A 13,517-nucleotide genomic window follows, 5' to 3' on the forward strand; every position below is an offset into this window, starting at 1 on the left:
CATGCGCATATTGTCGCAACTCATGATGCGGATCAAGATGCTTTTCAGCCGTGGTCGCGCCGGAAGCGAGCTGAACGAGGAACTCGCCTTCCACCTCGACCAGCAGATCGCGGAGAACATTGCCGCCGGCATGAACCCGAAAGAGGCGCGCCTGGCCGCCCTCCGCCTCTTCGGCAACCCTGAACAGATGCGCGAGCAGGCCCGCGAGACCTGGAGCTGGCGCTGGGCGGAGCTGTTTTCCGCCGACCTGCGGCAGGGAGTCCGCCGGCTCATCCGCACACCCGGCTTTTCGCTCCTTGCCATCCTGGTCATGAGCCTCGGCATCGGCGCCAACGTCGCGCTGTTCACCGTTGTCAAGTCAGTCCTGCTAAACCCGCTGCCGTTTCGCGACCAGCACCAGCTCGTCCGCATGTTCGAGGCTGACTCCCGTGGCGCCTTTCTTTACAACAGCGTTGCCGGCGGATGCTATGCCGCATGGAAGGCCCAGTCGCGGAGCTTCGAGGATATGGCGATCAAGCGCTCAGTCGACTATGACCTCGCCAGTCCCGGCGTAACTCCTGGGGTGGCCGGCCAGGGCGGCGGGCAACTGCCTGAGGTCGTTTCCTCTCAAATGGGAACCTGGAATCTCTTTCCCATGCTCGGCATTCGGCCTGAGCTGGGTCGCCTGTTCCTGCCTGCCGACGACGTTCCGGAGGCGGAGGCGACTGTCGTTCTTACCCATGGCCTGTGGAAGCGCCGCTTTGGCGGCGACCCTGGCGTCATCGGGAAAACCATCCTGCTCGACGCGCGCAAATACACGGTCATCGGCGTCGTCCCCGAATGGTTTACCTATCCTGACGCAAAAATCCAGCTCTGGACGGCGCTCGGTCACGAGCGGTCGCGAGCAGGGATGCAGATGTTTGACACGCACAATTTTGACGCGATCGGCCGCCTCAAGCCCGGCGTAAGCATCACCCAGGCCAATGCGGAGCTGAGTGCCATTCAACGCAACATCCGCAAGTTGAATCCGGAAGGCCCGGTCAACGACGCCACCAGCCTGCTGCCGATGCTCGAAGCCGAAACCACGCAGGTCAAGACTGGCCTCTACACCCTGCTTGCCGCCACCGGCTGCCTGCTGCTCATCGCTTGCCTCAACATTGCCAATCTGCTGGTAGCCCGCAGCGCTGCCCGCCGTCGCGAAACCGCCATCCGCACCGCACTCGGCAGCAGCCAGGGACGCCTCATTCGCGAACAAATCACTGAGAGTGTATTGCTCTCCTCTGCAGGCGGAATCGCAGGCTTTGCCCTTGCCGCTCTCGCGCTGAAATGGCTCGTCTCCGTCCGGCAGGATATTCCCCGCGCCGACTCCATTCACATCGATCTCTCCATCATCCTCATCACCACGGGGCTGATGCTGGCGAGCGGTCTGCTTGCCGGACTGATTCCCGCGCTTTCGACCAGCGACCGGCAAATTCTTAGGGCGCTGCATGAGTCCTCCCGTTCAACGACTGGTGGCAAGTCCGGCCTGCGTCTGCGTCGCATCCTGCTCTCCTTTCAAGTGGGCTTGACCGTTGTGCTGCTGGTCGGCTCTGGCCTGCTCATCAAGAGCTATCGGCAACTTCGCTCAGTCAACATTGGCAGCGCAACGGATGGCGTGCTGACCATGCGCTACAAACTGCCCAAGGGCAGCTACAACTCGTCGCAAAAGATCTCCAACTTCGACCAGCAGTTGCTCAGCCGGGTCCGCGCATTGCCGGGCATTCAAGCGGCGGGCCTCGTCACCCAGGTGCCGGGCGATGGACCGAACGGCGACGACATCTTCAAGATTCCCGAGCACCCTCCGTTACCGCAGGGGAAAGTGCTAGTCGCCAATACGCTGTTCGCTGACCCTCTCTATTTCAACGCGATGCAGATTCCGCTGTTGCAGGGCGCAATCTTCCGCACCGCCCAGCCCGGTGACCCGGTGCAGCAGGTCGTAGTGAATCAGGCGCTGGCGAACACCTATTTTCCTGGCGAAGATCCTGTCGGCAAGCATGTCACCAGCGGCGTCACCGATGAGTCGCGCACCTTTGAGATTACTGGTGTCGTCGGCAACACGCTCGAAGAGCTCTCACAGAAACCCCGCCCGACGATCTACTTTCCTTTGTTCATGGGCACGCAGCGCACCAACGTTCTGACCCTTCGCGCAGCTCCCGGCCATGATCCGGCGGCACTCGCACTTCCTGCGCAGAGAATGATCGCCAGCCTCGATTCGGACCTGCCCGTATCGCGCGTGCTGACCATGGATCAGATCATCGGTGAATCGACCATCGACGCCAGTTTCGACGCAACGCTGCTACTCGGCTTTGCCATCATCTCGCTGCTGCTGGCCGCGGTCGGCCTATTTGGGGTGCTCTCGTACCTGGTCACGCAACGAACGACCGAGATCGGCGTTCGCCTCGCGCTCGGTGCGCAGCGCAACCAGGTGCTGGGGTTGATGCTGAAAGATGGCCTGCGTCCGGCGGTGATCGGACTCGTGATTGGGCTGATCGCCAGCGTGGGCGCGGCGAGGCTGATCGAGTCGCTGCTCTACGCCACCACTGGGCTGGATCCGGTTGTCTTCGCTCTCGTCAGCGGAGCCCTGCTGTTGGCTGCAGTATTGGCCTGCCTGCTGCCGGCGTGGCGCGCCTCGCGGCTAGAGCCGGTGGAAGCACTACGCGCCGAGTAGCCTGATCAGATAGCTTACTCTGCGCCCAGCTCCCGAACCATCGCCACGGAGGCGGAAGCCCCTATCCGGTTCGCGCCGGCTTCGAGCATAGCCTTCGCGTCGGCCAGCGTGCGGATACCGCCGGAAGCCTTTACACCGCAGCGCGCACCTGCTACGCCGCGGAGCAAAGCCACATCGCCCGGAGTCGCGCCGGAGGTCGAAAACCCGGTCGAGGTCTTGAGAAAATCCGTGCCCGCCTGGATGGCGATTTCCGATGCGCGCAGCTTCTCTTCGACCGTCAGCAGGCAGGTTTCGAGGATCACCTTCAACAGCGCGCCGTGGTCGTGTGCTACCTCAGCGGCCCCGCGAATCGTCCGCTCCACAGCAGCATGTTCGCCGCTCTTCAGCTGGCCGACAGAGATCACCATGTCCAGCTCTTTCGCTCCCAGCTTGCACAGCGACTCAGCCTCATATCGCAGCGTCGACCCAAGCGAAGCACCGAGTGGGAATCCGATCACCACGCCCAGCGGCACACCGGTTCCGGAAAGCAGTTGCGCCGCCAGCCCAGCCCAGACCGGATTGATCATGGCGCAGGCGAAGCGGTAGCGGATCGCCTCATCGCAGAGATTTTCCACCTGCGTCCGCGTCGCGTCCGGCTTCAGCAGCGTGTGGTCGATGACCGCGGCCAGCTTGCGCCAGTCGGAAAGCGTGTCGGAGGCAAAACCGGCCGCATCAAAGTATCCATTGTCGGAATCCGAATCGAAATCCATCTCCGGATCGGTGTAGCGCGTTTGCTGGGCGGCTGGGAATTGCGTGGGCATGTTGCTGGTTCTCCTTTGCTACCAATGGCCTGCGAGGCGCTTATGAGATGGCTAAGACTCTTCCGGCGGCATCAGGCAAATGTCGGGCAGATTGCGGTAGCGCTCGGCAAAGTCCATCCCGTAGCCGATCACGAAAAGGTTGGGAATGGAGAATCCGACGTAGTCCGCCGTGATTTTTTCGAGCCGCCGCGAAGGCTTGTCGAGAAGGGCGGCAATGCGCAGGCTCTTCGGATGATGCTGTAGGAAGATCTTGCGCAGGTAGGTGAGTGTGATCCCGGTGTCGAGAATGTCTTCGACGACGAGCACATTCTTGCCCTCGATCGACTCGTCCAAGTCTTTGATCAGCTTGACCGCGCCCGAGGTGCGATTGCTCTTGCCGTAGCTGGAGACAGCGACAAAGTCAAAGGTCGCATCGACCGTGACGGCGCGTGCCAGGTCGGCCAGAAAAGGTGCCGCGCCCTTGAGGACGCCAATCATTACCAGCTTTTCGCCTTCGAGGTCTTTGGTGATCTGTGCGCCCATTTCGCGCACACGCTCGGCGATCTGCTCGCGGGTATAAAGAACTTCAAGGCCTTGGTATGTCGTGGTTGCCATGACAACTAGTATTACGCGCCAGACCGCAGGTAGCCAACTTTAGAGCTTTGGTTGCACTCAGTTTCAGTTGCATTGCTATTTGAACTTGAGAATTTTCTGCTGTTCTGTTTTAGGGAGATCCCAAAGCCCATAGAGGATGTGCATTACCGGCTCTCCGCCATCCTTCTCGTCTCGGCAACAGTGTACGGCTGGCTCAGAGAAGGTGAATGGAATTTCGATATGCCATGTCTTGCCGAGGTGATTGACGGGCAAACTGAACCTTACTCGCTTTCCGGGTGAAATTGGATACAGAGATGACACATCAAACCCGTAGCCGTAAGGTCGCCTAGGTTTGAGTTCCTTTTCTTGCGAGGGCGCGGTAGGTCCCGTGGAGTCGTTATTGGATGAGTCGATTGCATCCATGCGAAATAAATCTGAGTCTTTCTCCCGCGAGATGACCATGGATGGTGGAGTATCCTCGACAACGTTGTCCATGACACCGATCGCTTCGTCGGGCCCACCAAATGTCCTTATTTCAACTATGGCCCTGCTGTTATTGACGAGTTCCAGCCAGATTCGCAGGGGAGGTTCATCTTCGCCCCACGGTTTACCGGGCGCGATTTGATCGAACCGTAGGTAGACAAAGGGCTTTTGAGGATCAAGGGCAAATGAGTCTTGCTGTTTGCGATCTTGTCCGCGAATCTCAGTTCCCAACAACATGATCCCCAATGCAAAGCACTCGATAATTAGTAGTTTCTTCACGCTTCCCCCGGTCTAGTTCCACATTAGACCTGTAATCGCTCAGAATAAGGCTTGTCATGCAAAAGGTTCGCGAGTATTTCATGAGACTCAGTTCCTAAAGCTCGCCCGTCTATACTTCAATCAGCATGTTGCCTTTTATTCATATTGGAATTCACTTTGTGATGAACCTTTTCGGTCGTCACATCCCTGTCGGCCCGTTCGATATCCCGACCTTTGGCCTGATGCTCTGGGTGGCCACCGTCTGCGGCGCGATTGTGCTGCACATGAGCTTTCGCCGCGAGCGCGTCCAGGCCGATGCGCTGGGAATCGTAGCGTTTTCGGTCGTAGCCGGGCTGGTGGGCGCCAAACTGTGGCATGTGATTGACTCCCCGGCCGAATTCCAGGCTGACGGCTGGGCGGTGCTTTACTCGACCGGCGGATTTGCCTGGTTTGGCGGTCTCGTCGGTGGCATCGTCGCCCTGCTGGTCCAGGGGAAACAGGCAGGTCTCGGCGGCCTGCGTACGCTCGATCTGGCGGCTCCCGCTGCGGCGGTAGGCTATGCGGTAGGCCGCATCGGCTGCCTCACCTCCGGCGATGGCGACTACGGCATTGCCAGCACTCTTCCCTGGGCCATGGGCTTTCCGCAAGGACTGGATCCGACACCTCCCGGCGTTCGCGTGCACCCCACGCCGCTCTATGAATTCATCGTTGGAATACTGATCGGCCTGTGGCTCTGGCGGCGCGGCAAAAAGACTTATGGTGCCGGCGAGATGGTCGGCTTCTACCTGCTGCTCAGCGGAATTGCGCGCTTCCTGGTCGAGTTCATCCGGCTCAATCCACGCATCTTCCTGGGTATGTCGAACGCGCAACTGGCCAGCATCGGCTCGGTTGTCGCGGGAGTAGTGCTGATCGTGCGAGCCCGCCGGCGCACCCCCGAGCCGAAAGAACCAGCAGAGATGGCCGAGGCGGCCTGAGTCTGTCTCAAACCTGATTCAGACCTGAGTCAGACTTGACCAGCCCAGTCGCAGGGGATGGTCCGCTTTTCGGCCCAGCTCTGCTCCGCCCATTCCAGAACGCGTGCCACGCGGAAAGCATCCCGGGCAGCAACCGGAGGCTCAGCCTTACCCAGGATCGCATCTCGCACCCCGGCATAATAGAGCCGGTAGTCGCCGGGGATCGGTTCAATGGGCTGGGTGATCACATCGCCGGTTGTCGGCGAGCCGACTTCAAGCGTCAGCTTGCCCCAGCGCTCGGCCGGTTCCGTTCCCCAGCCCACCGGGGTTACGCGATGGCTCTCCTTCAGCTTCGCTTCCTGCGGATCCAGGCAGCACTTCACGTAGTTGCCTTTGGTCGCGCGCACCGTAAAGCGTGGCCGCGAAGTGGCGGAGAGGCAGTTGGCAGCGAGCGTAACGACGTTCCGCGGATAGTAAAGCCGGATGGTGAAGGAATCGTTGGCGATGGCCGTATCGCGCTCCACCAGCACCTCGGCAGACACCGCCTCAGGCAAACCGAAAAGATGCAGCGCCTGGTCAGCCAGGTGGGTTCCAAGGTCCAGCAGGATGCCGGTGCCGGGTCCGCCCTTGTCGCGCCACGTTTCCAGCTTGGGCAGCTGCCGCCAGCGGTCAAAGGTGGATTCAACCGCCACAATGCGGCCCAGATGTCCCTGGCCCACGAGCCTTTGCAGGGTCTGAAAATCGCTGTCCCAGCGCCGGTTATGAAAGGGAATCAGCAGCTTGCCGTGATCGTCTGCCACCTTCATCAAGCCTGCAATTTCGGCGGAAGTGATGGCCACCGGCTTGTCCACCACAACGTGCCGGTCCGCCTTCAGTGCCTGCTCAGCCTGTGGAACGTGGAGAGTGTTGGGCGTGCCGACGACGATCAGTTCAAGCGTTTCATCTTCCAGCATCGCTTCAAGGCTGGTGTAAGTCGTGATGCCTGGGTACTGAGCCTCCGCATTGCGCGTATTGCGTTCGACAACCGCCCCCAGTTCAAGCCCCTCGACTGCCGTAATCATCGGCGCGTGAAAGACCTTCCCCGCCATTCCAAAACCAACCAGGCCAACGCGAATCATGCGTGAGTCCTCTCCCAAGTCAAATCTGGAATCGAGTTTAGCAGTCCGCGCTGGCCTGGCAGCTGGCCTTACTTCGCCCGCAGCACGAGCTGCCCGAGGTGGTACGCGATGTGGCTGGTGCGGCTGAGCAGGATGGCCAGGCGATTACGGTGGGGCTCCTTGGCGAAGTCCTCTTCCGATACTGTCGCGTGGCGTTCGAGCCACTGCGCCGGGGTCAGCTCCGCGAAACGCGCGGCGAGCTGCGCGTGCACAGTCTTCCAGTCCTGGCGCAGCGTAGCAACCGATGGAAGCTCAGAGTCGGGTACTGTATGGTCGGGGTTCTTGACGAACTGATCCACGTACGCCGGGAAGTTAGCTTCGCCCAGACGTAGCTGCGAGAACATCGCGTCGTTGACGGCGATGAGATGACCGAGCAGGTAAATTGGGCGATTCTTGCCAGGGAAGATCTCGGTGCGGAGCTGATCGTCCGTGAGCGAATCGAAGAGCTTGGTAGCGCGGCCCAGCCAGCCGTCCCAGGCTTTGATCGCAGTGGTGATGAGGAGGGCTTCTGTCGATGGTGCTTCTGACATGGGAGAGAACCTTTCGAGCGCTGTTACTGCAGGATCACGATCAGTGGCCAGCCGGGGCTTTGCCGCCAACCTTGAAGCTGCGAATGAAGAAGACGAGTGGAACTGTAGCAATGGTCAGCCAGCCGATCCCGTGAAAACAATCCATGAAGCCCAGCAGACGCGTCTGCTGATCAAGTTGATTGTAGTAGTACACCGTTGCCGCGCGCGTTGCGTTGGCTGCGGCCACCCCGTGCTCGTTCAGATAGGCGGCCATCGCATGAATGGATTGCTGCAGTTGGCCTGAGCTGGACGCCAGCGTGTCGCCGACCCGCGATTGATGGAGGCTCTGTCGCCGTTCGCTCATCGTGGTCACAAAAGCAATGCCGAAACTGCCGCCCCAGTTACGCGCGAGATTCGTCAGGCTTGATGCTCGATTGTTCTGCTCCGGCTTGAGCTGGGAGTAGGCGATCACCGAGATCGGTACGAAGAAGAAGGCATAGCCCAGGCCCTGCAGAGCACGCGCCCATGCATAGTGGTTATAGTCGGTCTGCAGTGTGAAGCCGCTATACATAAACATGGATGCTGTGACCGTGAAGAGACTGAAAATCAGCAGCGTCTTCGGATGCACGATGCCGCGCTGGATCAGTTGTGCCGCGACCGGCGCGAGCAGAGTGATGACAAAGGCTCCAGGCCCGAGGACGAGGCCAGCATCGATAGCGCGATAGCCATAGAGTGACTGCAGCACCTGCGGGATCATGGTGGTGCTGGCGAAGAGGCCTACGCCGAAGACAAAGTAGAAGGCCGAGGCGATCGAGAAATTCCGATTGGCCAGCAGGCGCAGTTCGATGATTGGGTCGGGGTGGTTGAGTTCCCAATAGACAGCGACGGCCCAGGCAGCGATCGAGATACCTAGCATCCAGCAAATGACTGGACTGCCGAACCAGTCGTCAATCTGGCCACGATCCAGCACGATTTCCAGCGTTGCCGAGCCGACGCCGACCAGCAGAATGCCAAAGCTATCGATCTTGAGTTTGCCGGCGGTGCGAAGCGACTTGCGCTCTGCTTCAAAGGCCGGTGGGTCGTGTACAAATCGATTGGTCAGATACAGCGAGAGGATGCCGATGGGGATGTTGATCAGGAAGACCCAGCGCCAGTTGTAGTTATCCGTGATCCAGCCGCCCAGCACCGGACCGATGGCCGGCGCGGTGACGATCGCAACTGTGTACAGTGCGAATGCCGAAGCGCGTTTTGCCGGCGAGAACGTATCGACGAGGATAGCTTGCTCGACTGGCGCCAGACCGCCGCCGCCGATCCCCTGGAGCACGCGGCTGATGAGCAGGATGTTCAGGCTCGGCGCAATGCCGCAGAAAAACGATGTGATCGTAAACAGCGCGACGCAGGCCATGTAGTATCGCTTGCGGCCAAAAACGCGGCTGAAGAAGGCGCTCATGGGCAGTATCACCGCATTGGCAACGAGGTAAGTGGTAAGAATCCAGGTCACTTCATCGAAGCTGCGGCCCAGGCCGCCGGCGATGTAGGGCAGGCTCACGTTGGCGATGGAGGTATCGAGCAGCTCCATGAATGTAGCCAGGGTGACGGTCAGCGCAATGATCCAGGGGTTGATTGCGGGGCGCGAGGGCGTTGGCTTCGCGCTCGCTTGAACTATCTCCGGTGCGTCGAGTACTGCGGATTCTGCCATGGGACTGCCTTTCGCGCTGCGCTGCATCCGATGCTCGATCAGAATGGCAGATATAAAAGAAACCGTTCGGTCGCTTTTATGATGCGCAAGGCGTTTCGTTCGATTCGCGAATTGAGTAGGGAATTATGGTGCGCACTACAAACTGCGTCTGTTTCTTCGTGCACCCAAGAGCTGGGCGTCGACGTATTGGTCAAGATATTCGAGTGCCTGACGAAGAGCCTGGTCATTGCGCTCGACGCGGCTGATCAACATGGCGCCTTCGAGATTGGCGATGATGTGATTGGCTGCGAAGCTGGTGTCGAGTCCGGCGCGTACAGATCCAGATGCGATGCCTTCGTTGAGCAGATCGCGAAGCATCGTCTGCCAGCCACGCAGCGCTCTGCGGACACGATCACGGAGAACAGGATTGCCGTTATCCGCGTCAACAGCGGTGTTCAGCAGGGGACAACCGCCGGGGAGACCAGTGCGCGTAACGAAGTTGGCGATGTGCTGCTTGAGACGCTGCACCGGGTCGGGCGTGTCATTGAAATGAATGCGGCGCTTACTGCTGGTGTAAGTCCACGCGTAATCGAAAGCTTCGGCAGCGAGTTCTTCCTTGCTCTCGAAATGACGGTAGATGCCGCCTTTTTCAAGGCCAGTAGCCAGCATGATGTCCTGCAGGGAACAGCCTTCATAGCCGCGCTGGTTGAAGAGAGGTGCGGCCTGGGCGATGATGCGCTGCCGGGTGAGTTCACCTTTGGACACTTGCCCTCCTCGCAGTACGGTTGGCTGAAAAAGAAACCGAACGGTCTTTATTTTAGCATCTGCCGGTCAGTCGGAGATGAACTTTCCAAACGCGACGCGTATGCTCACAATGTGCTGTGTAGGGCCGGTGAACAGATAGTAGTCGCGAAGTTCAACTCGAACCAGGCGCTTGTATTCGTCCTTGCCAAAATCGACGCCGAGTCCGAAGTTGACGGCATTCCCGGTCGCGAAGACGCGCGTGTAGCCGCCGGTCAGGAAAGGATAGATGCGACGGCGCGGCAGCTTGTTGGCAAACATCGCATCGACGCTGAAGAAGCCGTCGACGGGGTGGCCACCCGGGATTGGACCAACGACTCCCAGCTCGAATTGAGGCGAGGCAAGGATGCCTTTACCAAGCGTTCGGGCAAAGTATTGGCCGATGGTCACTCCGGTGGTGCCGGTCAAATGCGTGCTGCCGTTGCCCGTCGCAGCAGCTGGGCCGGCGAAGACGTTGGCGTAGGCGCAATCGGTGCCAAGGCCCTGGCTATAGCGATCAGGCGGAGTCGCAGTGGGCACAGGCTGGGCAAAGACCGGACCGGCGACGGTGAAGACGAAAACAAGCAGAGCGATTGAATGCATAGCGATGGAGCGCGGCGCACCCGGCTCCTGGATCGATTGCGAGTTTGCGGCGAAGGCCCAAAAGTGGCTCAGCATGAAGTTGACGATCGAGCATGCGATGATTGCGATGAGGTTTGCAAGCAGCAAAGGCAAGTGCGCCCGGTCGACGAGGGCGCGCATGAGGATGAGGTTGCCGAGCAGCGAGACTGCGCCGTTGGTCAGGTGGAAGCGAAGGCATTGCATGACCCGAGAGGAATGACCGCGGCGGTCGCTCCAGGTGTAGTTGAGGTGCCACAGGAAGTTGTGCAGCAGAGTGAGTTCAATGGCTGCGGAGGACGCGATGAGATAGTGGCCCGGGAGCAGCCGGTTCAGGAAGGCGAGGGTGGAGAGCTGAACGGCCATGCCCAGCAGCCCGACGAGGTTGAACTTTGCCCAGCGGCGCAGAGTTGTGTGTGTGCTCACGGGATGGGCTCCTCTCGGTAAAGCTGGCCGGTGTGGCGTGCTGTGAGCGTGATTGCCTGCGCAAACATGCAGGTAGAGGCGATGATGCCTCCCAAATCGAACAGCAGAACGCGGTACCCAAAGAGGTGAGACCAGGGGCTGTGCAGGAGTGCCAGGTTCCCGGCGATCAAGAGCAGGCGGATTTCGGTGGGACCGAAGATGCCCTGCGAGAGCTGGAACTGTCCAAGAGTGTAGGTGGCAAGGTAGCTCTCGGCGGATAGCAGCAGGAAGGCGACGAGCATGGCGACGGCGACGGGCCAGTGCAGGTAACCGGAGAAAGCGAGGCCGGTCATCAGGGCAATCGAGCCGAAGAGATCGACCATGTGATCGACATAGAAGCCAAAACGAGGACGGGGCTGTCGACGGACGCGGGCGAGGGTCCCGTCCATACTGTCTCCGAACCAGTTCAGGGCGATGCCGAGGATGGCGGCGAGGAGCCAGTAGCGGTTGACGTGCGCGGCTGCGTAGGCCACTCCGGCGGCGATCTGGGCGGTGAGGCCGAGGAGGGTGAGTTGATCGGAGGTGACCCAGCCGGGAAGGCGGTGGGCCATCCATTCGAGAATCTTTTTCTCGACGCCGGCGGTCAGCGACTGGTTAATGCGCAGGGCTGACTTGAACGCAGGGGCGATTGCGGATTTGATAGGGATCGATTGGGTTGACATGGTTTCCTTTCGGTGAAGTTGGACTGGTTGAGGCCTTCGGTTGCCAGAGCTGCGAAGACGCACGCGGGCTCGTGCACGAGCGAAAGCCCGTGCGCTTCATTCGAGGGAGCAGGTTGTCTATTTGCGGAGCGCGTTGGTGGCGGATCTCAGGGTGAATTCGAGAGATTCTTTGGGGATGCTTTCGACGTAAGGGCCGACTGCCCAGCCGAGGCCGGTAGGGATGGAGCGGGACAGGGAGACGGCTTCGACCTGGAGATAGAGGCCGCCGTCGCGCTCTTCATAGGACCAGTAAGTGTTGAGGCGGTAGAGGAAGCCGTGTTCCTCGCTGGAGGACAGGGCATGTTCCTGTGGTGTGCCGGGCGATGCGACCTCCTGGATACGGGTGCTGCGGGAGATGCTGTAGCCGTGTTTCGCGTCGACTGGAGTAAACGCCACATCGTAAGCCGAGTCCATCACGACAGTGATGACGTGCCGCTGGCGGATGCGCATGCTCGCCTGAATGTGACCGCCTTTCTGTGAGATCGTATGGGCGGCGACAACCTCAGGGGAGAAATGCTGAGGGTAGCTATCGAAGCCGCGCATGAGGATCAGGAAGTCGGCAGCGTTGGCGCCGCGCGCGAAGGCTGTACCGCGCCAGTGATGAAGGATGGCACCGGGCGGATTGGTGGAGTTCGCTGACGGCTCGCTGACATGTTCGATGACCAGTTCGCCGTTAAGAAGGCGCGAATCATCCGTGGTCGCGAGGATACTCGTCGCGCCCTGATGCTGGCGGACAAGCCGGGATTCTACCGCGGCCGCATAGGTATCGAAAGCGGCAACTGCCGCAGGTGAAGGCTCGGCTGGCAGGCTCGGAGTCAGGATGCAGAGAGCCAGGATGGCCGCTCGGCGGATTGTGTTGAAGCACAGGCGATTCATGGATTGGATTCTGACTTGAGGCCGGCGAGGAAGCAATACAAGTTGGGTAACCGGTGCGATTTTAATCCTCACGGTTTAAGTGTTTCTGCGTCAGTGATTTATCTCGAGATATCACGGTCGGCCCGTCCTGTCCTACAGCCTTTCTGTACACTCAAGTGCAGATATGTCTGACATGCCAGCCGAGATGCGTCCAGCCAAGGGCTACCGCTTCGGAGTTTTTGAAGTAAATGTCGTTACCGGCGAGCTGCGCCGCAGGGGACTGCGGGTGCGGCTGCACGCGCAGCCATTCGCTGTGCTGCTGATGCTGCTGGACCGGCCTGGGGAAATGGTCAGTCGCGAGGAGATTTGCCGTGCGCTCTGGCCGGAGGGAACGTTTGTCGACTATGAGCATGGGCTGAATTCGGCAGTGAACCGGCTCCGGGAGGCGCTGGGAGACAAGGCAGCGAATCCCAAGTTCGTGGAAACCCTGGCGCGGCGTGGGTACCGGTTTCTGGCGTCAGTCGAAACGGTAGGAGATACCGCGCCCGCACCGGAACCTGCACCCGGAATTTTGGATTCGATACTGGCAGGCCCCGAAGACCTACCCCGAACCTCTCATCGTGTGGTGAAGACGCTTTTTGTCCTGCTGCAGGCGATGTACGTAGGGTTCTATGTCGGCGCGCTGGCCAACCTGGCGGAAATTGAGGGCCTGATGGAGCCGTTGCCGGGATGGATGTTCGCACTGCTGGTGGTATCGGCGACCCTGCTGATCCCGGTGCGGATCTTCCTGCTGTGCGCCGTAGCATTCCGTGCGCCCGGATTGCCGGGGAAGTATCGGCGTCTCTGGTGGGTTCTACTGCCAATGGATTGCGTCTGGGCGCTAGCGCCGTTTCTCCTGCTACACCACATCCCCTACGGCCTGGCGCTTGCCTGCGTAACGCCGCTGGTGTATTCGCCCTTTGCGCAGCGTTCGCTGATGCTGATGGGCGCTGGCGATTAAC

The 13,517-nt window shown here is 60.1% G+C and carries 13 protein-coding genes; 3 read left to right on the forward strand and 10 right to left on the reverse strand.

Annotation, left to right across the window (positions count from 1 at the left end; all coding sequences use genetic code 11):
- Window position 1 precedes the first annotated feature (1 nt).
- Window positions 2–2,686, forward strand: a complete 2,685-nt coding sequence (locus tag AC5S27_RS10435) for an ABC transporter permease (protein WP_493934507.1) — start codon at window positions 2–4, stop codon at window positions 2,684–2,686.
- A gap of 14 nt (window positions 2,687–2,700) precedes the next feature.
- Here the strand turns inward: AC5S27_RS10435 and deoC are convergent, their stop codons facing one another.
- The 3 genes from deoC to AC5S27_RS10450 all read right to left on the reverse strand — a co-directional run bounded on the left by deoC (window position 2,701) and on the right by AC5S27_RS10450 (window position 4,821).
- Window positions 2,701–3,486 carry a deoxyribose-phosphate aldolase gene (gene deoC / locus AC5S27_RS10440; protein ID WP_493934508.1) on the reverse strand — a complete coding sequence of 262 codons (786 nt, stop codon included), beginning with the start codon at window positions 3,484–3,486 and terminating at the stop codon, window positions 2,701–2,703.
- 51 nt (window positions 3,487–3,537) lie between these two features.
- Window positions 3,538–4,080, reverse strand: coding sequence for a hypoxanthine phosphoribosyltransferase (gene hpt / locus AC5S27_RS10445; RefSeq protein ID WP_493934509.1), 543 nt, complete (start codon window positions 4,078–4,080; stop codon window positions 3,538–3,540).
- 75 nt (window positions 4,081–4,155) lie between these two features.
- The gene (locus AC5S27_RS10450; RefSeq protein ID WP_493934510.1) at window positions 4,156–4,821 is read right to left on the reverse strand and encodes a hypothetical protein; all 666 of its coding nucleotides are present in this window, start codon (window positions 4,819–4,821) and stop codon (window positions 4,156–4,158) included.
- Between the two features lie 161 nt (window positions 4,822–4,982).
- On the opposite strand from AC5S27_RS10450, the gene AC5S27_RS10455 reads away from it, so the two are divergent.
- Window positions 4,983–5,774, forward strand: coding sequence for a prolipoprotein diacylglyceryl transferase (locus tag AC5S27_RS10455; protein WP_493934511.1), 792 nt, complete (start codon window positions 4,983–4,985; stop codon window positions 5,772–5,774).
- 29 nt (window positions 5,775–5,803) lie between these two features.
- Here AC5S27_RS10455 and AC5S27_RS10460 read toward each other — a convergent pair whose 3' ends face one another.
- The 7 genes from AC5S27_RS10460 to AC5S27_RS10490 form a co-directional block, all read right to left on the reverse strand.
- Window positions 5,804–6,871, reverse strand: coding sequence for a Gfo/Idh/MocA family oxidoreductase (locus tag AC5S27_RS10460; RefSeq protein ID WP_493934512.1), 1,068 nt, complete (start codon window positions 6,869–6,871; stop codon window positions 5,804–5,806).
- A gap of 68 nt (window positions 6,872–6,939) precedes the next feature.
- Complete coding sequence (locus tag AC5S27_RS10465; protein WP_493934513.1) at window positions 6,940–7,440, reverse strand: DinB family protein; 501 nt, start codon at window positions 7,438–7,440, stop codon at window positions 6,940–6,942.
- A 40-nt stretch (window positions 7,441–7,480) separates the two neighbouring features.
- On the reverse strand, window positions 7,481–9,118 hold the full coding sequence (locus AC5S27_RS10470; RefSeq protein WP_493934514.1) for a DHA2 family efflux MFS transporter permease subunit: 1,638 nt from the start codon (window positions 9,116–9,118) through the stop codon (window positions 7,481–7,483).
- Between the two features lie 135 nt (window positions 9,119–9,253).
- On the reverse strand, window positions 9,254–9,862 hold the full coding sequence (locus tag AC5S27_RS10475; protein WP_493934515.1) for a TetR/AcrR family transcriptional regulator: 609 nt from the start codon (window positions 9,860–9,862) through the stop codon (window positions 9,254–9,256).
- A 66-nt stretch (window positions 9,863–9,928) separates the two neighbouring features.
- Window positions 9,929–10,921 carry a GtrA family protein gene (locus AC5S27_RS10480; protein ID WP_493934516.1) on the reverse strand — a complete coding sequence of 331 codons (993 nt, stop codon included), beginning with the start codon at window positions 10,919–10,921 and terminating at the stop codon, window positions 9,929–9,931.
- Complete coding sequence (locus AC5S27_RS10485) at window positions 10,918–11,622, reverse strand: CDP-alcohol phosphatidyltransferase family protein (RefSeq protein ID WP_493934517.1); 705 nt, start codon at window positions 11,620–11,622, stop codon at window positions 10,918–10,920. The genes AC5S27_RS10480 and AC5S27_RS10485 overlap by 4 nt, the downstream gene beginning before the upstream one ends.
- Before the next feature lie 117 nt (window positions 11,623–11,739).
- A complete protein-coding gene (locus tag AC5S27_RS10490) occupies window positions 11,740–12,537 on the reverse strand; it encodes a hypothetical protein (protein ID WP_493934518.1) in 798 nt (265 codons plus the stop codon).
- A gap of 163 nt (window positions 12,538–12,700) precedes the next feature.
- Between AC5S27_RS10490 and AC5S27_RS10495 the strand changes: the two genes are divergently transcribed.
- Window positions 12,701–13,516, forward strand: a complete 816-nt coding sequence (locus AC5S27_RS10495; RefSeq protein WP_493934519.1) for a winged helix-turn-helix domain-containing protein — start codon at window positions 12,701–12,703, stop codon at window positions 13,514–13,516.
- The last annotated feature ends 1 nt before the right edge of the window (window position 13,517 follow it).

It is taken from the genome of Acidicapsa borealis (assembly GCF_059115245.1).